The organism is Achromobacter sp. Bel (assembly GCF_012928505.1).
In the GTDB taxonomy this organism is placed as follows: domain Bacteria; phylum Pseudomonadota; class Gammaproteobacteria; order Burkholderiales; family Burkholderiaceae_B; genus Achromobacter.
The window spans coordinates 33225-55158 of record NZ_JABBJN010000020.1 but is presented as its reverse complement, the minus strand read 5'-3'; the positions used below and the strand labels follow the sequence as shown (position 1 = coordinate 55158).

At 61.7% G+C, this 21934-nt stretch carries 19 protein-coding genes and 1 tRNA gene; 9 read left to right on the top strand and 11 right to left on the bottom strand.

Going from position 1 to position 21934, the window contains the following annotated elements:
• Positions 1 to 4: 4 nt before the first annotated feature.
• Positions 5 to 1153 (bottom strand): sterol desaturase family protein, encoded by a 1149-nt coding sequence (locus tag HG262_RS14450; RefSeq protein ID WP_169271673.1) that lies wholly within the window; start codon positions 1151 to 1153, stop codon positions 5 to 7.
• Positions 1154 to 1404: 251 nt separating this feature from the next.
• Between HG262_RS14450 and HG262_RS14445 the strand changes: the two genes are divergently transcribed.
• The 3 genes from HG262_RS14445 (at position 1405) to HG262_RS14435 (ending at position 3717) form a co-directional block, all read left to right on the top strand.
• Complete coding sequence (locus HG262_RS14445; protein ID WP_169271719.1) at positions 1405 to 1629, top strand: YdcH family protein; 225 nt, start codon at positions 1405 to 1407, stop codon at positions 1627 to 1629.
• A gap of 492 nt (positions 1630 to 2121) precedes the next feature.
• Positions 2122 to 2724: a LysE/ArgO family amino acid transporter gene (locus HG262_RS14440; RefSeq protein WP_169271672.1), complete on the top strand. Its 603-nt coding sequence runs from the start codon at positions 2122 to 2124 to the stop codon at positions 2722 to 2724.
• Between the two features lie 81 nt (positions 2725 to 2805).
• A complete protein-coding gene (locus HG262_RS14435) occupies positions 2806 to 3717 on the top strand; it encodes a DNA/RNA non-specific endonuclease (RefSeq protein ID WP_248293361.1) in 912 nt (303 codons plus the stop codon).
• A 31-nt stretch (positions 3718 to 3748) separates the two neighbouring features.
• Here HG262_RS14435 and bamE read toward each other — a convergent pair whose 3' ends face one another.
• Positions 3749 to 4081 carry an outer membrane protein assembly factor BamE gene (gene bamE, locus HG262_RS14430; protein ID WP_169271670.1) on the bottom strand — a complete coding sequence of 111 codons (333 nt, stop codon included), beginning with the start codon at positions 4079 to 4081 and terminating at the stop codon, positions 3749 to 3751.
• 298 nt (positions 4082 to 4379) lie between these two features.
• Between bamE and ptsJ the strand changes: the two genes are divergently transcribed.
• Together ptsJ and HG262_RS14420 are read left to right on the top strand one after the other, a co-directional pair.
• The gene (ptsJ, locus tag HG262_RS14425; RefSeq protein WP_169271669.1) at positions 4380 to 5675 is read left to right on the top strand and encodes a transcriptional regulator PtsJ; all 1296 of its coding nucleotides are present in this window, start codon (positions 4380 to 4382) and stop codon (positions 5673 to 5675) included.
• A 208-nt stretch (positions 5676 to 5883) separates the two neighbouring features.
• Complete coding sequence (locus HG262_RS14420) at positions 5884 to 8148, top strand: arginine/lysine/ornithine decarboxylase (RefSeq protein WP_169271668.1); 2265 nt, start codon at positions 5884 to 5886, stop codon at positions 8146 to 8148.
• Positions 8149 to 8184: 36 nt separating this feature from the next.
• Here the strand turns inward: HG262_RS14420 and HG262_RS14415 are convergent, their stop codons facing one another.
• Positions 8185 to 9012 (bottom strand): YggS family pyridoxal phosphate-dependent enzyme, encoded by an 828-nt coding sequence (locus tag HG262_RS14415; protein ID WP_169271667.1) that lies wholly within the window; start codon positions 9010 to 9012, stop codon positions 8185 to 8187.
• Positions 9013 to 9170: 158 nt separating this feature from the next.
• On the opposite strand from HG262_RS14415, the gene HG262_RS14410 reads away from it, so the two are divergent.
• On the top strand, positions 9171 to 9773 hold the full coding sequence (locus HG262_RS14410; protein WP_348984391.1) for a hypothetical protein: 603 nt from the start codon (positions 9171 to 9173) through the stop codon (positions 9771 to 9773).
• 48 nt (positions 9774 to 9821) lie between these two features.
• Here HG262_RS14410 and HG262_RS14405 read toward each other — a convergent pair whose 3' ends face one another.
• On the bottom strand, positions 9822 to 10820 hold the full coding sequence (locus HG262_RS14405) for a tripartite tricarboxylate transporter substrate binding protein (RefSeq protein ID WP_169271666.1): 999 nt from the start codon (positions 10818 to 10820) through the stop codon (positions 9822 to 9824).
• Between the two features lie 365 nt (positions 10821 to 11185).
• Here HG262_RS14405 and HG262_RS14400 point away from each other — a divergent pair, with 365 nt between their 5' ends.
• Together HG262_RS14400 and HG262_RS14395 are read left to right on the top strand one after the other, a co-directional pair.
• Complete coding sequence (locus HG262_RS14400) at positions 11186 to 11407, top strand: hypothetical protein (RefSeq protein WP_169271665.1); 222 nt, start codon at positions 11186 to 11188, stop codon at positions 11405 to 11407.
• 234 nt (positions 11408 to 11641) lie between these two features.
• Positions 11642 to 12661, top strand: coding sequence for a glycosyltransferase family 9 protein (locus tag HG262_RS14395; RefSeq protein WP_248293360.1), 1020 nt, complete (start codon positions 11642 to 11644; stop codon positions 12659 to 12661).
• A 296-nt stretch (positions 12662 to 12957) separates the two neighbouring features.
• Here the strand turns inward: HG262_RS14395 and HG262_RS14390 are convergent, their stop codons facing one another.
• Positions 12958 to 14550: a hypothetical protein gene (locus HG262_RS14390; protein ID WP_169271664.1), complete on the bottom strand. Its 1593-nt coding sequence runs from the start codon at positions 14548 to 14550 to the stop codon at positions 12958 to 12960.
• A gap of 399 nt (positions 14551 to 14949) precedes the next feature.
• On the opposite strand from HG262_RS14390, the gene HG262_RS14385 reads away from it, so the two are divergent.
• Positions 14950 to 15162 carry an AlpA family phage regulatory protein gene (locus HG262_RS14385; protein ID WP_169271663.1) on the top strand — a complete coding sequence of 71 codons (213 nt, stop codon included), beginning with the start codon at positions 14950 to 14952 and terminating at the stop codon, positions 15160 to 15162.
• A 72-nt stretch (positions 15163 to 15234) separates the two neighbouring features.
• On the opposite strand, the gene HG262_RS14380 is transcribed toward HG262_RS14385, so the two are convergent.
• From HG262_RS14380 to ppk1, 6 genes are all read right to left on the bottom strand, one after another.
• Positions 15235 to 15311, bottom strand: a tRNA-Pro gene (locus HG262_RS14380).
• 265 nt (positions 15312 to 15576) lie between these two features.
• A complete protein-coding gene (gene pstB / locus HG262_RS14375) occupies positions 15577 to 16353 on the bottom strand; it encodes a phosphate ABC transporter ATP-binding protein PstB (RefSeq protein WP_006222891.1) in 777 nt (258 codons plus the stop codon).
• Between the two features lie 48 nt (positions 16354 to 16401).
• Positions 16402 to 17256 (bottom strand): phosphate ABC transporter permease PstA, encoded by an 855-nt coding sequence (pstA, locus tag HG262_RS14370; RefSeq protein ID WP_105559895.1) that lies wholly within the window; start codon positions 17254 to 17256, stop codon positions 16402 to 16404.
• A 26-nt stretch (positions 17257 to 17282) separates the two neighbouring features.
• The gene (pstC, locus tag HG262_RS14365; protein ID WP_169271662.1) at positions 17283 to 18299 is read right to left on the bottom strand and encodes a phosphate ABC transporter permease subunit PstC; all 1017 of its coding nucleotides are present in this window, start codon (positions 18297 to 18299) and stop codon (positions 17283 to 17285) included.
• A gap of 154 nt (positions 18300 to 18453) precedes the next feature.
• Complete coding sequence (gene pstS, locus HG262_RS14360) at positions 18454 to 19494, bottom strand: phosphate ABC transporter substrate-binding protein PstS (protein ID WP_169271661.1); 1041 nt, start codon at positions 19492 to 19494, stop codon at positions 18454 to 18456.
• A gap of 219 nt (positions 19495 to 19713) precedes the next feature.
• A complete protein-coding gene (gene ppk1, locus HG262_RS14355) occupies positions 19714 to 21789 on the bottom strand; it encodes a polyphosphate kinase 1 (protein ID WP_169271660.1) in 2076 nt (691 codons plus the stop codon).
• Positions 21790 to 21934: the final 145 nt, after the last annotated feature.

Sequence of the window (21934 nt, the reverse complement as noted above, 5' to 3'; positions counted from 1 at the left end):
GCGCTTACTTCTTGCGCAGGAAGGGATACGCCTGCTGCGCCAGGAAAGAGCCCGGCATGTCGTTGTCCAAGATGCCGTAATTCTCGGGCAGGCGCTTGCCGACGCCACGCACGGCGGTGCCGAAAATGTAGTCAATGAACGAGAAGTGCGCCGCGTAGTTCTTGTCGATCGCTTCGGTGTCCGACGAATGGTGCCAGTGATGAAAGTCCGGCGTCACGATGATGTAGCGCAACCATCCCCATGGCAGCTTCACGTTCGAATGGATCAGCACGGCCTGGAAACCGACGATGATGATGTAGGCGTCCAGCACCGCCTTCGAAAAACCCAGCACGAACAGCACGCCCAGCACCGCGACGCGCGTGATCAGCAGTTCTACGATATGCAGGCGCGAACCCGCCAGCCAATCCAGCGTGCGCGTGCTGTGGTGCACGGCATGGAAGCGCCACATGACGGGCACCTCGTGGTAGACCCGGTGCGCCGCATACTGCGCCAGATCCGCCACCAGCACGGCGACGAACAGCTCCAGCAGATACGGCATGGATTGGATCGCGGCCTGCAGGGGCTCGTATGCCGCCCACGAGAACAGGCGATGGATGAAGAAGTTGATGCACAGCAGCACGGCCCCCACCGACAGGTGGTTGAACAGGAAGTGCTTCATGTCCACTTGCCATTCGCCGCGGAATACCGGCTGACCCGGATACAAAGGCGTCAACTTCTCGAAAATGATGAAGACCGTGCTGGAGGCCAGCAAATCCAGGATGAACCAGTCCAGGCCCAGGTACGGGTGGTTGCCGGTATTGGTCGTCGTCACCACGACCTGGCTGCCGCCGGCCGCGACCGCGCAGCAGACCAGCACGAAGGCGGAGATGTTCAGCCAGCGCTGGCGACCCAGCACCGTGTTGGCCAGGGCGATCGAACCCGAAACGAGCAGCGCGCCGAAGAGCAGCGTGCGCATCGCATCCACGGAATAGAAGGCGCGTAGTTCCGGCGTGGTCAGGTAGGCCGGAAAGTGAAAGGCCAGCACGCCCAGCACCGCCAGGATGGCCAGAAACAGCGCAATCACGCCGCTCATCATTCCCGTACCCGCGTGGATACGTCCGTCCTGCCTAAAGAGTTCAAAGACCTGCCGATAGAGGGGCACGCGCTGTTTCATGTCACTTTCATGGCTGACCACGGGGTAGCGAGTGTATCGCCGGGCGGAAACACCTATGTAATGAAACGTGAGCATGCGAGACAGATTCGCTAGCGCCGCGCCGCGCTTGCGTCGCGTCAATTCGGGGCGCGGGACGCACCGGCCCTTTGGTTGACAACGCGCAGGCGTTGGCGTGTCATGGAATTGACGCCGATGCGCGTCGTGCCTGGCGCGACACCGGTCCCGTCAACTGGTACCTAAGAGAGGCCCCAATGTTCCCTGAATATCGCCAACTCATTACCCAGCTGAAATCCGAGAATGCGCATTTCTCGGCCTTGTTTCAACGTCATAACGATCTGGACCAGGAAATCAAGAATATGGAAGACGGCATCGTGCCGAGTTCCGGCACCAACATCGAGGTGCTGAAAAAGGAAAAGCTGCAGTTGAAGGACAAGCTGTACGGTCTGCTGCGTGCGGCAGAGCAAGGCGGCGGCTAAGCGGCCCGCACCATTGGCGACGGTTGCGTGCTTCGCATTTCGGAAACGGAAGTACGCCACCGTCCGTTCGCACCGCATCTCGATACAGGCAGGGAGGGAGGCCCCCGAACGGCTATCGTAGCGTCCGTCCATTGCTTACATTAAGCTGAACGCATAAAATCCCCTCCCGCACGGGCAGCCGCCTGTAACCGGGAAGAGGAACATCAAGATGCTGGACAGAGATTTCAAGGATGGCGAGGCGGTCCTGCCGGTGACAGGCTGGGCGATGATGGCGGTCGGGTTTACGCGCTGACCTCCGAACAGATCCAGCTGCTGCTGGAATCCCTGCAAACCCAGTTGCAGACGTTGAATGCTTCCCTGGCAGCGGCACGCCCGCATTAAGCTGCGCACGCACGGCGCGGTTCGTTAAGCAGAACTGAACTTGGTTTAGGCTATTTAGTTTTTCTAATCTTCCCGCACAGGCTAGTCTGTCGCCCTTTTACAGGGTGATCCATGACAACCGCCTTCATTCCCGGCTTCCTGCTCAGTCTTGGCCTGATCCTCGCGATCGGTGCGCAAAACGCATTCGTCCTGCGGCAGGGGCTCCGTCAGGAATACGTCTTCGCCATCTGTCTGACCTGCGCGGTGTCGGACGCGATCCTGATTGCCGCCGGTGTGGCCGGGTTCGGATTGGCCGTCGACACCCTGCCCTGGCTGGAACCCGCCATGCGCTATGGCGGCGCCCTATTCCTCTTCGTCTACGCCGCGCGCAGCTTGCGTTCGGCCTTCCGTACGCAGCACGACAGCCTGTCGCCCTCCACAAAACAGACGGCGGGCCTGGCCGCCACGCTGGCCACCTGCCTGGCCTTCACGTGGCTGAACCCGCACGTCTATCTGGACACCGTGGTGCTGCTGGGGTCGATCTCCAGCCAATACGAAGACGCCAAGACCGCGTTCGCGCTGGGCGCCATGTCGGCGTCGTTCGTGTTCTTCTTCACGCTGGGCTACGGCGCGCGCTTGTTGCGGCCCTTCTTCGCCAACCCAAAAGCCTGGCGCGTACTGGACGGCTGCGTCGGGGTCGCGATGCTGGCCATCGGCTTCAAGCTGGTGCTGTAGGGGGCCGCGCGGCACGTCATCTACAATCCGATGACGTGCCGGCCTCACCAAGGCGCCGGCCTGCAGCAACACACAGGCAGCATGACTCGCGCGAAAAAAACAGCTTCAACCAAAAGACGCCCGGCAGCCCGGTCCCAATCCAAAGCGGGCAATCGCGCTTATCGATTCCTGCGAGCCCTCCTTCTCTCGTCGCTGGCGAGTTTCGGCGCAGCCACTTATGTCCTGAAGCCGCAATGGCCGGCGCAGTTCACGCCGCAAGCCATCCTGGACCGATTGGGTTGGCCCGCCCAGGAGACCTACGCGCCCGTGGCGGCGCAAAACGGCGCGCTGACCCAGACGCGATTTGCGGAATGTCCGCAGTTCTTCCCACGGGGCAACCTGCCTGCAGTCCCCGCGCGTCAGAATTTGCGCGAACTTTGCTTTTCCGGCTTCGCCATCCTGCACAACGGCCAAACCAAGACATCGGTATTCGTCGCCGAACGGCTGAACCGGAAAATGCTGACCCAGGCCCAAGGCTTGCAGCGAACCGACAAGTTCTACGCCGAAGCACGCCTGCCCAACGCGGAGCGCGCCAATCTGGACGACTACCGGGGGTCCGGCTATTCGCGCGGCCACATGGCGCCCGCCGCGGACATGTATTCCAAGGACACCATGGCGCAAAGCTTCTCGCTGGCCAATATGGTGCCCCAGGACCAGATACACAATAGCGGGGCGTGGAGCCGCATCGAGCAAGACACGCGCAAATACGTCATGCGCGCGCCGGGCGATGTCTACATCTTCACTGGCCCGGTCTACGGCGACAGGCCCAAGACGATCGGATCCGGCGTGGCGGTGCCCAGCCATCTCTTCAAGCTCGTGTACGACGCCACGACGGGACGCTCGTGGGTGCACTGGCAGTCCAACAGCGCCAGCACAAAGGAAGGCCCGCCGATCACGTATGAAGAGTTTGTGAGACGGACCGGGATGCATCTGTTGAACCCATCTGCCGGCTAGAGCCACCAGCCGGCAGACTTTGCCCGGGGGGCTAACGGCCAGGCATGGCCCCGCCCTTGATTCCCGACGTGTTGTCATACGCCCTGACGGTGCGGTCCTTATTGAACATGACCGTCAATTTCTGCTGATCCTGAATCGCGTCATAGGCGCCGGTGTTGACGTAGAACCAAGTCGCCGTGAGCTTGCCTTCGGGGTCGAAATGCTGGGACAGCGGCGGCCCGAAGTCCCTGACGAGTTCATCGTAGGTCGTGACATCGATCTTGATCGCCTGCACTTTCGCCGGGTCGACCGCGTTGCCGGCATCGGGACCGGAACTGGCGCAACCGGCCACGACGGCGGCCAAGAACAGCAATGGCATTCTCATGCATAGACCTCTTCGAGTTGAGCCGCGCGGGGCGTACATCGGCGATGCTCCACAGGATACCTCAGCCCGTGGGCACGGCAGGCGTACTCCAGAACGCGTCCGGTCGCGGAAGATCAGGGCGCAACCGGTTGCGCGAGGCGACGCCGTGCCACACCTGAATCAGGGAACCGCCCGCGCCCCGGCGCCCCATGCGGCGCACCGGCGAGCAAGCGCGCCTATGGCAAAATCAGCCCAGGCGCGACAGACAGGACGAAATGGCTTCTGGCCTGCCTGATTCCAAGAACTGTCCCAGGACGATATGAAAATTCACGGCAAGACCGCGGCGGAGATCTACGACTGCGTGCGCACCCTGGCGCTGTCCAGGCAGTTATCCGCGGGGGCATCCCTGCCGCCCGTGCGGGATCTGGCAGTGGACCTGGGCGTGAACCGCAATACGGTCGCCGCCGCCTACCGGCGGCTTGTCACCGCAGGCATTGCGGTGACGCAAGGACGCCTGGGCACCCTCATCCGCGACCCATTCCAGGCCGGCGAACAGGAAGGCACCCTGGCCAATTCCCCGCTGACCGATTTCGCCAGCGGCAACCCGAACCCGGCCTGGCTACCGGACGCCAACGCCGCGCTGCGTCTGCGTCCCTACAAGACCCGGCTGTATGGCGAGCCCACCATCAATGCGGGGCTGGAAGACCACCTGCGCACATGGTTCCAGCCCGACGCCCCTGCCCGTTTCGATATCGACCTGACGTACGGCGCGGTGGATGCCATCGAGCGGCTGCTGGGCGCCTATCTGGTGGCCGGCGACAAGGTGGCCGTGGAGAATCCCTGCTTCCTCAGCAGTATCAACACCCTGCGGACCATCGGGCTTCAAACCATCGGCGTTCCCGTCGATGCGCAAGGCATGCAGGCTGACGGGCTGGAGGCGGCCTTGGCCAAGGGCGCGCAGGCCGTCATCATCACCCCGCGCGCCCACAATCCCACGGGCTGCAACCTGAGCGACAAACGGGCACGCGCGCTGTCACGCCTGCTGGCCAAGCATCCGGACGTCATGGTGATCGTGGATGACCACTTCGCGCTGCTGTCCAACGCCGCCTACCATTCGCCGATTCCCGACAATGCCTACCGCTGGGCGTTGATCCGTTCCTTCAGCAAGGCGCTGGGCCCCGATGTCCGGCTCGCCGCGGTAGCAAGCGATTCCGCCACGTCCCGCCAACTGCGCCTGCGACTGGCCACCGGCACGAATTGGGTCAGCCACCTGCTGCAGGACATTGTCGAAGTCCAGCTCACACAGCCCGCGACCGTCGCGTTGCTTACGCAGGCCCGCGCCGACTATGCCCGCCGCCGAAAGACGCTGGAAGACGCCCTGCGCGCCCAGGACATCGATTTCCTGGCGCAAGGCGACGGCCTCAATCTTTGGGTGCCGCTGCAGACCGACGACCAGGCGATTGCTCTGGCGCTGGCCCGGCAAGGCTGGCTGGTCCGCCACGGAGATGCCTTCGCCGTCCAGGACGCGGTCAAAGGCCTGCGGATCACGATCTCCAACATCGAACTGGCGCAATGCGCCCGGCTTGCCCAAGACATCAAGCACAGCCTGGGTTAACCCCCCTTGGCAGGAGGCAGCTACGCCATACGTCTGAATTTTGTCCTAGGACATATATAATAATAATCCAGGACATTATAGGAACTTGAGCCGGAGCCCCCCGTCCCATCCCGCCTTTGTCCCTCACAAGGCTCTGGGATCGCCCGTCTTCGCCGTCCCGAGCCGCTGACCGCCACGCCGTTGGCGTCGCCTCGATACAGGACAGACCATGCGCTTCATCTTCCCCATCGTCATCATCGACGAGGACTTCCGTTCAGAAAACACCTCCGGACTGGGCATCCGGGCGCTTGCCGAAGCGATCAAGACCGAGGGCTTCGAGGTAGTGGGCGCCACCAGCTACCATGACCTCAGCCAGTTCGCGCAACAGCAGAGCCGGGCCAGTTCCTTCATCCTGTCGATCGACGACGAAGAATTCACGCCAAACGCCGAAGACGCGCCGGCGCTGCAGAACATCCGGCTGTTCATCAGCGAAGTGCGCCGCCGCAATGTGGATGTGCCGATCTATATCTATGGCGAAACCAAATCGGTTCGCCACATGCCGAACGACATCCTGCGCGAGTTGCACGGCGTCATCCACATGTTCGAGGACACGCCCGAATTCGTCGCGCGCCACCTCATCCGCGAAGCCAGGAATTATCTGGACGGCATCAAGCCGCCCTTCCTGAAAGCGCTGCTCGACTACGCGGAAGACGGTTCGTATTCCTGGCACTGCCCCGGCCACTCGGGCGGTGTCGCCTTTCTAAAAAGCCCCGTCGGCCAGGTCTTTCACCAGTTCTTTGGCGAGAACATGCTGCGCGCCGACGTCTGCAACGCGGTGGAGGAACTTGGTCAACTGCTGGACCACAACGGCGCCATCGGCGCCAGCGAACGCAATGCCGCGCGCATCTTCAACGCCGACCACTGCTTCTTTGTGACCAACGGCACCAGCACCAGCAACAAGATCGTCTGGCAGCATCTGGTAGCGCCGGGCGACGTGGTGGTGGTGGACCGCAACTGCCACAAGTCCATCCTGCACGGCATCGTGCTTACCGGGGCCATCCCCGTCTTCCTGCGGCCCACGCGCAACCATCTGGGCATCATCGGGCCGATCCCCAGGGATGAGTTCTCGCGCGAGTCCATCAAGGCGAAGATCCGCGCCCATCCGCTAATGGCGGGGGTGGATGCCGATCAGGTCCAGCCGCGCGTGATGGTACTGACGCAATCCACCTACGACGGCATCCTCTACGACACCGAAATCATCAAGTCCGCGCTCGACGGCTATGTGGAAGCCCTGCACTTCGACGAAGCATGGATCCCGCACGCGGCCTTCCATCCGTTCTATGGCACGTATCACGCCATGGGCAAGAAGCGGGCGCGGCCGCGCGATTCCATCGTGTACTCCACGCAATCCACGCACAAGCTGCTGGCGGGCATCAGCCAGGCCAGCCACATCCTGGTGCAGGACTCGGCTACGCGCGGGCTTGACCGCCACTTGTTCAATGAGGCCTACCTGATGCACACGTCCACGTCGCCGCAGTACGCCATCATCGCCAGCTGCGACGTGGCGGCGGCGATGATGGAACAACCCGGCGGCCAGACCCTGGTCGAAGAGAGCATCATCGAGGCGCTGGATTTCCGACGCGCCATGCGGCAGGTCGGCGAACAATTCACGGCGGACGACTGGTGGTTCACGGTGTGGGGACCGGACGAACTTGAAGCGGAAGGCATCGGCAGCGCAGCGCAGTGGATCATCTCGGACGAGGGCGACGAGGTCGCGTGGCACGGCTTCGGCCCGCTTGCCAACGGCTTCAACATGCTCGACCCGATCAAGTCCACGATCGTCACCCCCGGCGTGGACATGGACGGCCGTTTCGCCGCGGACGGCATCCCGGCATCCATCGTGACCAAGTTCCTGGCCGAGCACGGGGTGATCATCGAGAAGACCGGCCTCTACAGCTTTTTCATCATGTTCACCATCGGCATCACGAAGGGCCGCTGGAGTTCACTGGTAACGGCGTTGCAGCAGTTCAAGGACGACTACGCCCGCAACGTGCCGATGTGGCGCATCCTGCCGGCGTTCTGCCGAAAGTATCCGCGCTACGAAGCCATGGGCCTGCGCGACCTGTGCCAGCACGTGCACCGGATCTACGCAAAGAGCGACATCGCGCGCCTGACGACCGAGATGTACACGAAGGAAGCGGTGCCTGCCATGAAGCCCAGCGATGCCTATGCGCACATCGCCAATCGCAAGACCGAGCGGGTCGAAATCGACCACCTGGAAGGCCGCATCACCACCAGCCTGATCACCCCCTACCCGCCCGGTATCCCGCTATTGATCCCGGGCGAGATCTTCAACCGGAGCATCGTCGATTACCTGAAGTTCTCGCGCGAACTCAACCGGTCCTGCCCGGGCTTCGGTACCGACATTCACGGGTTCGTGGAACTGCGGGACGACGACGGGAACTTGCGCTATTACGTGGACTGCGTGGCCTGAGCGCGCGCCAGGCGCATCAAGAGCAGTCGGCGGCGCTCACGAGTCGGCGCCGTCGTCTTGCGCAGTCGGCCAATAGTGGCTGTCGGGCAGGGCCCGTGCGCCAAAGATCGCCTGGCCCACCCGCACGACGGTCGCCCCCTCTTCAATGGCGATCTCGAAATCGCCAGACATGCCCATCGACAGCTCGTCCAGCGAAATGCCCGCAGGCGCGTCCTGCCGCAGTTGATCACGCAGATGGCGCAACAGGACAAAGCACTGGCGTACCCGTTCGGCCTCGGCCGAGAACAGCGCCAGCGTCATCAGTCCGCGCACGCGCAGCGCCGGGAACCCGGGCAGCGCACGCAGGAAGGCCGACACGTCGTCGGGATGCAGGCCGTACTTGCTGGCCTCGCCCGAGGTGTTCACCTGCACGAACACGTCCAGCGCGCGGCCTTCGGCCTGCAAGCGCCGCTCTAGCGCCTCGGCCACGCGCAGGCTGTCCAGCGCCTGGAATTCACTGGCAAAGCGCGCCACCAGCTTGGCCTTGTTGGTCTGCAAGTGGCCGATCACGGACCACTGCAGATCATGCAGGTCCTGCGTGGCCTCCCACTTGCGGTAGGCCTCCTGCGGCTTGTTCTCACCCAGCAAGCGGCAGCCGGCCGCATGGGCCAGCCGGATGCTGACCTCGGGCTTGGTCTTGCTAACGGGCAACAGGCGCACCCCGGCGGGATCGCGCCCCACCCGGCCGCACGCCGCCGCGATGCGCGCATGCACCGCCGCCAGGTTATGGCGGAAATCCTCGACCGACTCGGCTTCCGGCCAGCGGTTGTGCAAGTCATGCAGCGGTTGCGTTTGAGAGATATCGGCGGTTTTTCCAGCGTTCACGGTTTGAGCCTCGGCGACACAACATTGTCATAGGACAAAGATTAACACGATCCCCTTTGCACGAAAATCGTCTCGGCAGCCACACCAAGCGCGGATACCCGGGCGCTTATTTTGAAAGCGGTATCATGACGCCACCCTACATTACCGGACCCGTTGTTGTGAGAAAACCTGCATTGCTGGTGGCGCTGGCCATTGTGTTGGTCGGCTGCTCCAAAGAAGAATCGCCTTGGAACCGCCTGCAGGCAGCGACGCCGCAATTGAAGATCGCGGCCAACACCCCCGACGACGCAGTGAAGTCCTGGTGGCACGTCCGCGACGAAGAAGAACGATACGCGGCCTCCGTCTGCAAGGAATTGGCCGAGTTGTACCGCCCGTTCCGCTCGACGCTGGGCGAATTGTCGACGCCAGCGCTCTCGGCCAATCGAGCACGCGAAGAAAGATGCGACACGCAAAGCTACGAGCGCGAGGTGGTGAACGTCGACATCCAATCCGACACCCGCGCGCTGGTCGTGGCTCACGTCCGAAACACCACGCCGCCTACCCCGGGCTATACGATGAACATCGACGAACGGGACAAGAAAGAACGGGGGGTGCGGATGCAGTATCTGCTTGAACGCGCCGACAACACCCAAACCTGGAAAGTCGCCCAGGTGTACGGCCAGAACCGGTACTGCACCGTTGCCCCGGTAAATGGATGGTGCCCCCTGTACAACCCGTCTCAGGGGTCCGGCCAGACTTACGTTTTTGAAACTGCCCAGTAGGGGCGCCCCCCTCATCCCCGGCATGCCAGGCCGCGCCCGGCTCACGGATCAGTTGACGGTAACGCCCGCCTCCCGCACCACATTGCCCCAAAGCGAAATCTCTTTGACGATCTGGTCACGGAAGTCCTGCGGGCTACCCGGCGCGGCCGCCTCGCCCGTCGCCTTCAACCGGTCCGCCATTTCAGGCAGCACCACCGCGGCATTGATCGCCGCATTGAGTTTGGCCTGGATCGCGGGCGGCACGTCCTTGGGCGCAATAATGCCGTACCACACCGTCACGTCATACGGCACCCCTGCTTCGCGCACCGTCGGAATGTCCGGCGCCGACGACACACGCTGCGGCAGCGTCACCGCCAACACCTTCAGGCGCTTGTCCGCCCGATAGGGCAACGTGGACCCCGCCGTCGTCAACATCGCGTCGACCTGACCGGAGACCGTATCGGTCAGCGCGGGCGCCGAACCCTTGTACGGCACGTGGATCATGGAAATCCCCGCCGTCTTCAGAAAGGCCTCCGTCGCCAGATGCGAAATGCCGCCCGTGCCCGACGACGCGTACGTCAGCACGCCAGGCTTCTTCCTGGCCAAGGCGACCAATTCGCCCAACGTCTCCGCCGGCACCTTCGGATTGACGGACACGAAGAACGGGGCGCGCGCGATCATGCCGATCGGCGTCATGTCGCCCACGGGATCAAACGGCAACTTATACAGGCTGGGGTTGACCGAATAGCTATTGGAAATCAGCGTCAACGTATAGCCGTCCGGGGCGGCCCGCAGGCCCTGCTCCACCCCTAGCTTGCCGCCGGCCCCGGGACGGTTCTCGACCACCACCGGCTGCTTCAGGCCTTCGGATAGCAATTGCCCCAGCAGACGCGCGATCCCGTCGTTGCCACCGCCCGCCGCGAACGGCACGATCAGCTTGATCGGCTGCGACGGATACTCATCGGCATGTGCGGCAGGCGCCGCAACCAAACCCGCCGCCAGCGCGGCCGGCAGCAACACCCTGCCGACCCGGCGGCATACACCATGAATCCTGGACTGCTTCGTCATCCCTCTCTCCTCGTTGACGACGTCGCGCATCGAACGGCGCGACTTTTTTTCTTTGCACTGGCAGCGCAACGGCTTCGGAAGCAACGCGCAACACGCCGAAAGCGTCTCACGCGCAAGGCTGCGCCTGGCGTCGCGCAGTATGCCTTATCCCGCGCAGGCCGAGGTCAACGCGCCGTCGTCAATGCGCCAATCATCCTTCCCCCGCTGATGACGCAAAACGGACTGTCGGGCATGGCGTGACGGGAGGGTCAAACGCTGCCCCACGGACGCGGAACAATACTTGCTGAGCATGGAAACGGCGCAACGTCCCCAATACTCGTGGCGGACGCAAGCATAACCACGCGCCCGGCGCTTTAGGAGCGAAGATGAAAACGCAAATCACTTATCGAAAACTTGACGGCGGAGAAAGTGTGGCGCTAGTCAACGGCAGTATCTCGGAAATAACGCAGGCAAAGCGGGAGCTGGCGAATTGGCTGGAGCTGCCCTCGATGAAAAGCGGGGACGGCACGCAGGAAGATCTTGACGGTCGGCTTCGCCAGGGTGGCATCGCACCGGAATCGGTTCAGTTCAACCACATAAGCGAATAGCGCCGAAACCACATTCAGGGAAAGCCCGCTGCCCCAATCTGTAAAACACGCGGCAGGCTAGGCCTGATGCGTGGAAAATCAGCGACAATCCACGCCCGTTGGATCAATATTCCACACACGGATCCAACAAGGAACACGCCGTTGCCCCCCGCAGCATTTGCCGCCAAACAGATGCCAAAGGGTGCAAGTTCGTGCCCGGCGTAGTTGTGTCATCCTATTACACAGGCAAGCAATATGGACGGGTCGACGTTGGATCGTTTTACGCCAAGCAATCTTGCCATTTACATTTCCGGGGGGATTGGCGACGGCATCCTCAACATGGTTTTTGTGCGGGCCCTTGCCGACTACGCAGGCGCTCCCGTCACGCTGCTAATGACTCAGCATGAGTCATCACTGGCGCTCTTTCGCGCCCAGCCCTACGTAAAAGAAGTCGTCCCGCTTAAAGACGCCAGCAAGCTGCATGGCCGAGCGCGTATCGCGCAAATAAGAAGCGTGTTGGCGGCCGGATCTTACGATGCGCTTTTCCTGTTCACATTCCGCTCGCATGTAGCGGCGGCCGCCCGGCTGGCGGGCATTCCCCGGCGTGTCGGCTATCTGCGCTGGCATCATCCGCACTTTTCGCGTTGGCTCACGGAACAGGTTTGGGTTCGCCGCAAGGGCACGCCGCATCCCGATACCCATACCTGGCTGCCGGCGATGTTGCGCAAGGTGGGCTGCCCCTACGAGGCACGCTATCCCTCGCTCGAAATCGCCCCGCATGCCGTCAACACCGCCGCGCATCTCACGCAAGGGCTGCCGCGGATGATCGGCTTTGGTTTGAACGCCTCTGCGGAAAAACGGCGTTATTCGGCGCAGTCCTTTGCGCAGGTCGCCCGGATTCTGCACGAGCGCGACCCTGACCTGGCATTCCTGTTGTGCGGCGCCAGCGATGTACAGCACATCGCACAGGAGATCCGCGCAGCGTTGCCGTCATCGATCCGTGTGCTCGACATCACCCAAGACGCCACGGACATTTGCGTGAGCCAGGCGCTTATCGCGCGCACCCTGGCCTTTGCCACCAATGACAGCATGGGCATGCATATCGCGGTGGCCCATGGCGTGCCGACGATCGGACTGTTCGGATGCAGCCCCGTGATGCGTTATGCATCCTGTTTGCACCCTCTCGAACCGTCAGGTTGCCCTGGCATGGACGGCATCGCGCCGTCGGTCGTGGCTGAGGCGATCTGGTCCCGGCTGCCCGAGACGATCCGCTAAACGCCTTACGCCGCCAGGCGCACGAATGAGAAAAGGCCGTTAGTGATGGCGATCACTAACGGCCTTTCATTTATTGGTCGGGGCGGCGGGATTCGAACTCACGACTGACCTGCTCTGAAAAATTCGTACCAACAGGCATTTGAGAGAATAGCTTCCAACGCAAGAGGGAAGCGAGATGAAGAGGGCAAGGTACAGCGAAGAGCAGATCGTGCGAATGACGAGGAAATCAATCGCCCATCTATTCGATGAAACATGAACGCTGCGGTTTTAGTAAAAAATCTCTACTTTCGTAAGAGCTAGACGTCGCGCCCAGTGAAGGCACGAGGAACTTGAGGAAGCCCGCACCAGTCGGCCACCGAGTTGTACTGTCGCGCCAGCTTTTGAGCAGCCTCAATAGCTCCAGCACCTTTTTCCAACACACCATGCAGCCGCGTCCCGCCCACCTGAATCTTCTCCAATACCCCCCTCAATCGTCTGATAGGAACACTAAGCTCCGTTCGTTCGCGCCCTGCCTCTTCAATAGCCTTTCCCACACTGTCAAGTTCTTGAACGATCTCGCCTGCATCCCCCTGTGAGCGAAGCGCTTCGACCAAATTACCGATGTCTCCAAGGAGAGGGCTCGTATCTATAGTCGTAGTCGCGGATGCCTGCGCCGACACCTGAATGTGGAGATCAGGTTGCTTCCGCTTCGATAATTCGAGGCTCAACTCACGCAGCGTACGCAACTCCACCCCCTGGACAGCCAACATGTCCTTTTGGAAATCAATCCGCGCATTCGCTATTCGTAATTCGCTTCGCAGCTCTGCAGCAGCAATTGGAGAAAGAGCCAATTGATCTACTGTCAGATCCCCTCTGACGATGCCCTGATAGTCTTCAAACGCGCGTTCCACAATATGTCGAGCTCCGTCCTCTGCTTCTACCACCAGTCGCAAAAAGCCGGCGCCTTGCTCAATGCGAATTTTCGCGGATTTCGCTTGTTCAGGAGCTATCTGTTGGAGGTATGTCCCGAAGTATCCCAGGATGCCCACTACGGCCTGCTGGTACTGATGAGGAACCTCGATTACACGCTCAATAACAGGATTCGCGCGTACCGTAGTGGCGACTGCTTCTAGCTCCACGAAATCCGGTTCATCAATGGGCGAGGGAGACAATCCCAAGAGTACAAATGGCACTTCGAGACTTATGGGCTGCAGTTCGAGAAGGCTGGCCTCGGCCCTCCGAAACCCCGATGCGACCTGTCGCAATGCGTTGTCGAGGTAATATCCGCCTCCACGCGCCAGAACGAAGACTCCAACGGCCAAATCGATGAAGCCTCTGCGATAGGCCACTGGAACACGCTGAAAGAGCCACGCATCGAACCCGGTACGATTCAGCATCAAATTCAATGCGACGCCGCTCATTGTCAACCCGACATTTTGTGCGGTCTCCACCTTTGGTCTTGACCCAAAACTTGTGTCTCTCCACATTGGGAGGAGTTCACGCCATGCTTGCCCCATCATTGCAGGCAATTCCATAGGGATGGCTATTCCGTCGGCGCGGCTTTTCCCAGCAAGCTGCCCATCCTCCAAAGCGATCTTCGAACTCCACTCGACTATTACTTCGCCTGGAGCACCTGCGCGACATAGTGCGGTTGCGCCGCTGTCCACACGCAGTGTGCCGGCGAAGTTTGGTCCTTGATGGTCAAGCGATTTGAATGGGTCGTCGGTCGGCATCCTAACGGTAGTGAGCTTGAATCGTGCAATTGCGCCTTCAATGGCCTCTATAGGAGGCCCTTGGTCGTGACCCAACTCCATCTCGCCTTGCGCGCGCTCGAAACGCCCGGGATCAGACAATTGGTGCTGCAGGCGTTCCCAACCTTGCCGACAAGAAATAATTGATTTGATGTACATAGACGGACTCAAGAAACTGTTCGTTTCAATGTACCCGGATTTCTATTTCGAGAGGGGCCGGGAAAAACCTAACCTTCCTAACCGGTTACGGGCGCTCTACGCTCAAAATCCAATCACTGAGGCCCTGCGCGCCTTGCCCTGGGAGATATGGCGCCTACCGCGCGTCGTAGTAGCCTTGGAAGCTGGTCTCAGAAGCGCCAGTATCTTGCGCCATCGGCAAGACACCCCAATCATCGGCTGAACGATTTCACCGTGACTCACGGTTAGCGGCTGGGCCTATGGCGCGTTCCTCTTGCGGCACAGTATGACGCTAGGCTGGCAGGACCCGGGGGACGAGCAATGCCTCCTGGAGCTTGCTGAATCGCTTGAAAACGCCGGCTCCGAGCATGGTGGGCATGCATGAGCGATCAACTCGTCTACCGCCTCGCGGATCTCGTCCGAGTGCTCAACTTATCCAAGACCACGATCTATGAGCTTATCCAGCGAAGAGATTTCCCTTCGCCAGTGAAGCTCACCGCGCGTTCTGTGGGCTGGCGCGCGCGCGAAGTCACAGCTTGGCTGGAGAGCAGACCGCACAGCAAGGAATGGCACCCCGCTCAGGATTCCGTTTAGCGCTGGCCCCCCTGCTGGCCCCCCAAAGCACAAAGGCTTAGCTCAATACTTGAGCTAAGCCTTTGATTTTATTGGTCGGGGCGGTGGGATTCGAACTCACGACCCTCTGCTCCCAAAGCAGATGCGCTACCAGGCTGCGCTACGCCCCGAAGGGTGGCAACTATACCAGAATCCCACCCTGCACGGGAGGCTCTTCCGCCCGGACAGCCCATGCCCCTCCTCTTCCGGCAATCCCCTGATTGACACCTATATCGTTCAAACCCAAATTAATAACGACTTCCGACGCATGGCCGAAGGCCGCTTTCGGGCAAAAGCACGCATCGTGCAGCGTTCCTGATTCCGCGCCGCCCCCAATGCAAAACGGCGCGCCAGTCAGGCGCGCCGTTTTGCATCAAGAAGCGATCCGAAACCAGATCAGCCGAAACGGCCCGTGATGTAGTCTTCGGTTTCCTTGCGCGACGGCTTCACGAAGATCTGGTCGGTCTGGCCGAATTCCATCAGCTCGCCCAGGTACATGTAGGCGGTGTAGTCCGAGCAACGAGCTGCCTGCTGCATGTTGTGCGTGACGATCACGACCGTATAGTCGTTCTTCAGTTCGGCGATCAGCTCTTCGATCTTGGCGGTGGAAATCGGGTCCAGCGCCGAGCACGGCTCGTCCAGCAGCAGCACTTCCGGCTTGATGGCCACGCCGCGCGCGATGCACAGGCGCTGTTGCTGGCCGCCCGACAGGCTGTTGCCGCTTTGGTGCAGCTTGTCCTTCACTTCGTTCCACAGCGCGGCCTTGCTCAGCGCCCACTCCACGCGCTCGTCCATCTCGCCCTTGGACAGGCGTTCGAACAGGCGCACGCCGAAGGCGATGTTGTCATAGATGCTCATCGGGAACGGCGTGGGCTTCTGGAACACCATGCCGACCTTGGCGCGGATCAGCGAAATATCGGTCTTGGTGGTCAGCAGGTTTTCGCCGTCCAGCATGATTTCGCCTTCGGCGCGCTGGCCGGGGTACAGCTCGAACATGCGGTTGAACGTGCGCAGAAGCGTCGACTTGCCGCAGCCCGACGGGCCGATGAAGGCCGTGACCTTCTTCTCCTGGATCGACATGTTCACATTGCGGATCGCATGGAACTTGCCGTAGTAGAAGTTCAAGTTCTTGACCTCGATCTTGTTCTTGACGGCGGTAGCGGTGTTTTCCATTTCTTTTCCCTTGGCTCCGGCGCGCCATGCGCGCCGGCAAAGCGATCTTTACTTGCGGAACATGTTGCGGGCAATGATGTTGATGCCCAGCACCAGCAGCGTAATCAGCGTGGCGCCGGCCCAGGCCAGGTCGTTCCAGTCCTTGAAGGGGCTGGCGGCGTATTGGTAGATCACGACCGGCAGGTTGGCCATCGGCGCATTCATGTTGAACGACATGAACTGGTTGGACAGCGCGGTGAACAGCAGCGGCGCCGTCTCGCCCGAGATACGGGCGATGGCCAGCAGCACGCCGGTGATGATGCCGGTCTTGGCGGCCCGATAGCACACCAATGTGATCATGCGCCACTTGGGGCAGCCCAGCGCCGCCGCGGCTTCGCGCAGGCTGTTGGGCACCAGCAGCAGCATGTTGTCGGTCGTGCGCACCACCACCGGAATCACCAGGATCGACAGCGCAAGCGCGCCGGCCCAGCCGGAGTAGTGCCCTACCTGCGCCACGTACACGGCGTAGATGAACAGGCCGATGATGATGGACGGCGCCGACAGCAGCACGTCGTTCAGGAAGCGCGTCGCAGGCGCCAGCCAGCCGCGCTGGCCGTATTCGGCCAGGTAGGTGCCGGCCAGGATGCCCACCGGCGTGCCGATCAGCGTGCCCACGCCCGCCATCACCACGCTGCCGAAGATCGCGTTGATCAAGCCGCCGGTTTGCCCCGGCGGCGGCGTGATCTCGGTGAACAGCGTGTACGACAGTGCGGGCGCGCCCTTGGTCAGCAGCGTCAGAATGATCCAGAACAGCCAGAACAGGCCGAATCCCAGCGTTCCGAGGGACACCGCCAGCATGATGCGGTTGACCACGCGGCGCCGGCGGTAGATGCCATTCTGCATATTAAGTACGGATACAGCCATGATCTTTTCCTTGTGCTCGCGTCGGGTCAGGTCTTCTTGCCTTCGCCGGCAGACAGGCGAACCAGCAGCACCTTGGCCAGGGCCAGCACGATCGTCGTGATCAGGAACAGGATCAGGCCCAGTTCCAGCAACGCCGACTTCTGGATGCCGCCCGCTTCATTGAATTCGTTGGCCAAGGCCGACGCGATCGAATTGCCCGGCGAGAACAGCGAACCGGACCACTTGAAGGCGTTGCCGATCACGAACGTCACGGCCATCGTCTCGCCCAGCGCGCGTCCCAGGCCCAGCATGATGCCGCCGATGACGCCCGACTTGGTGAAGGGCAGCACCACGCGCCACATCACTTCCCAGGTCGTGCTGCCCAGGCCGTAGGCGGATTCCTTCAGCATCGCCGGCACCAGCTCGAACACGTCTCGCATCACCGCCGCGATGAACGGGATGATCATGATGGACAGGATCAGGCCGGCAGTGAAGATGCCGATGCCAAACGGCGGGCCCGCGAAGATGCCGCCAATGATGGGCACGCTTCCCAGGGTGGCGATCATGAAGGGCTGCACGTACTGCTGGAACACCGGCACGAAGACGAACAGGCCCCACATGCCGTAGATGATCGACGGGATCGCCGCCAGCATTTCCACCGCGGTACCCAACGGGCGGCGCAGCCAGGTGGGCGACAGTTCGGTCAGGAAGATGGCGATGCCGAACGACACCGGCACCGCGATGATCAGCGCAATGGCCGAAGTCAGCAGCGTGCCGATGATCGGCACCACGGCGCCATAGTTCTGGTTGACGGGATCCCAGTCATTCAGCCACAAGAATGACAGGCCGTATTTGGCCAGCGATTCGCGGCTGCCGTAGATCAGGGATACGAGAATCGCCGCCAGCAGGATGAACACCAGGAAGGCGAACAGGCGGGTCAGATTCTTGAAAAGCGCATCCATCAGCGCATTTTTATTTTGCTTCATAGGCGAAGGCGTGCCGGTAGTCACGGAGTCCGCCACGCTGGGCGAAAGCGGCACACTATTATCCATTACCGCGCTCATGGATGGACTTTCCTTAGGTAACCTGGGGGAACAACGGGAGGTCTTGCGGCAGCCCGCCCCTTTCTTCTGCTGGCAGAAAACCAGGGGCGGCTGCTTGACGGGTGGCGCGCATTGGAGAGCTGCTTACTGGGCAGCCCCCCGCGCTGACCCGTCTTTACTTCCAGACGGCCTTGCCGTCGGCAGCCTTCACTTCGCCCCAAGCAGCACGGATTTCCTTGGTGACGGCTTCCGGCAGCGGCACGTAGTCCATCGTTTCAGCCGACTTGGCGCCGTTCTTGAACGCCCAGTCGAAGAACTCCAGTACGGCCTTGCCCTGAGCCGGCTTGTCTTGCGACTTGTGGATCAGGATGAAAGTGGCGGCGGTGACGGGCCACGAATCGGCGCCCGGCTCGTCGGTCAGGACCACGCCCATGCCCGGCGCGCTCTTCCAGTCGGCGTTGGCGGCCGCGGCGGCGAATGCCTTCTGCTCGGGCTGGACAAACTTGCCCGCCTTGTTCTGCAGCTGCGTCCAGGCCAGCTTGTTCTGCTTGGCGTAGGCGTATTCCACGTAACCGATCGAGTTCTTCAACTGGCCGACGTAGGCGGCGACGCCTTCGTTGCCCTTGCCGCCCTGACCCGTGGGCCACTTGACGGCCTTGCCTTCACCGACTTGCGACTTCCAGTCAGGCGACACCTTGGACAGGTAGTTGGTCCAGCCGAAGGTGGTGCCCGAGCCGTCCGAACGGTGCACGACGATGATGTCGGCCGAAGGCAGCTTGACGTCGGGGTTCAGCGCCTTGATGGCGGCGTCGTCCCACTTCTTGACCTTGCCCAGGAAGATATCGGCCAGCACGGGGCCCGACAGCTTCAGCTTGCCCGGCTCGACGCCGTCGACGTTCACGACCGCCACGGTGCCGCCAATCACGGCCGGGAATTGCAGCAGGCCGTTCTTTTCCAGGTCAGCTGCCTTCATGGGATCGTCCGAGGCGCCGAAATCGACGGTCTTGGCGATGATCTGTTGCTGACCGCCGCCCGAACCGATCGACTGGTAGTTGACCGCGTTATTGGTGGCAGCCTTGTAGTCGGACGCCCACTTGGCGTAGATCGGGTACGGGAACGATGCACCAGCGCCGGTAACGTCGGCAGCCTGGACGGTGAAGAACGCGGCGCTCAGCGCAACGCCCAGGGAAACTTGCTTGAAGACACGTTTGAACATCAGGGTTCCTTCTGTGCTCGTTGGAGGAGTCTGGTCAGGCTTTTTCGGTGCCTGTCTTTCAGCGACCCTCGCATCTTAGAAGCCCAACGTGACAGGATAGTGACAGTCACATACGCTTCATGCGACACCGTTTTGCCCCCGAAAAACACAGCGGCCGCCCTGGAAACCGAGGCGGCCGCGATATTCAGGGACAATTCCCCGCATGACAGTCCAGGAAGGTTACACGCCCAGTTTCTGCATCAGGTACAGGTGCAGATTGAACGGCTCGCGGCGGCTCTTGACCCGGGCGTAATCGCCATCAGGCTGCTGCTGCCATGCCAATTGGTTATCACGAAGCGCGTAAGTGAACGCCTCGTCGATGACGCGCTTCTTCAAGGTCTTGTCGTAAATCGGGAAGGCGATTTCCACGCGGCGGAAGAAATTGCGGTCCATCCAGTCGGCCGACGACAGGTAGACGGTTTCTTCGCCGTCCGCAAAGAAGTAGAACACCCGCGAATGCTCCAGGAAGCGTCCCACGATGGAGCGCACCCGGATGTTCTCGGACAGCCCCGGCACGCCGGCGCGCAACGCGCACACACCACGCACGATCAGGTCGATCTTCACGCCAGCCTGGCTGGCCTTGTAAAGCTCTTCGATGATCTGCTCTTCCAGCAGCGAATTCATCTTGGCCATGATGCGCGCACGCTTGCCCGCCTTGGCCGCCCGGGCCTCGGCGCGGATCAGCGCCACCATGCCGTCATGCATGGTGAAGGGCGACTGCATCAACGCCTTGAGCGAACGGCGCGCGCCCAGCCCGGTCAATTGCGCGAACACCTTGTCCATGTCCTCGCACAGCTTCGGATCCGCGGTCAGCAGCCCGAAGTCGGTGTACAGCCTGGCCGTGCGGGGGTGGTAGTTGCCCGTGCCCAAGTGGGCATAGCGGCGCAGGCGGCCGTTCTCGCGGCGCAGCACCACCGCCATCTTGGCGTGGGTCTTGTGCGCCACGACCCCGTAGACCACATGTGCGCCCACCTCTTCCAGCTTGGACGCCCAGTTGATGTTGGTCTGCTCGTCGAAGCGTGCCATCAGCTCCACCACCACCGTCACTTCCTTGCCGGCGCGCGCGGCGGCCAGCAGGATTTTCATCAGCTCGGAGTCCTCGCCGGTGCGGTAGATGGTCTGCTTGATGGCCATCACGTCCGGATCCAGCGCGGCGGCCGTCAGGAAGTCGATGACGGGCTGGAACGACTGGTACGGGTGGTGCAGCAGCCTGTCCTGCTCGGCCACGGCTTCGAAAAGCTCTGACGGCTTGTCGCCCACCCGGTCGAAGGGGGCCGGCACCGGTGCGCGGTAATCGGGGAACAGCAGGTCGGGCCGCAGATCCGAATTGCACAGCTGCATCAGGCGCGACAGGTTTACCGGCCCGGGCACGCGATAGGTGTCCTGGGCCGTCAGCGAAAACTCGCGCTGCAGGAATGTTTCCAGTTCAACAGGCGTCAGCTTATCGATTTCCAGCCGCACGGCGGCGCCGAAATTGCGCTGCGACAACTCGCCCTGCAGGGCGTGGCGCAGGTTGGTGACTTCTTCCTCGTCCACGAACAGGTCGCTGTTGCGTGTGACCCGCCACTGGTAGCAGCCCAGCATTTCCAGTCCCGGGAAGAGCTCGCCCACGAAGGCGCGCAACAGGGACGTCAGCAGGATGAAGCCTTCGGGGTGGCCGGACAGCTCGGGCGGCATCTTGATCAGGCGCGGCAGCGCGCGCGGCGCTTGCACGACGGCGATCGACGCCTGGCGGCCGAAGGCGTCGGCGCCCGCCAGCGACACGATGAAATTCAGGCTCTTGTTGTAGACGCGGGGAAACGGGTGCGCCGGGTCCAGCCCGATCGGAGTCAATAGCGGCATCACGTCGCGGTTGAACACGTCGCGCGCCCACTCCTGCTGCTCGGCGTTCCATTCGGACGCGTGGTGCAGGGTGATGCCCTCGGCCTGCATGGCCGGCAGGATCTCGTCGTTCAGCAGGTTGTACTGGCGTGCCACCAGGGCGTGCACGGCTTGCTGGACGTTTTCGAACGCCTGGTCCGGCGTCATGCCGTCCGGGCCGACCAGATTGGGCGACTGGCGCTGCTGCTCTTTCAAGCTGGATATCCGGATTTCGAAGAACTCGTCCAGATTGGAACTGACGATACACACGTAGCGCAGCCGTTCCAGCAAAGGCGTCTTTGGATTTTCCGCCATCGCCAGCACACGGTCGTTGAATTTGAGCAGCGACAACTCGCGATTCATGAGCAAGGGCTCGCCAGGCGGGCGTGTGGGCATACCGGATTCCATACGTAGGGGGAGCGTGGAGTTTTACTGCAAATAAGTGACGGTTCTATGACATGGCGCCAAATCCATAGCGTACGCCAAATTCGGGACGTATAGCGCACGCCCCTTTGCTCCCAAGCCCATGTTCCATAAGCGA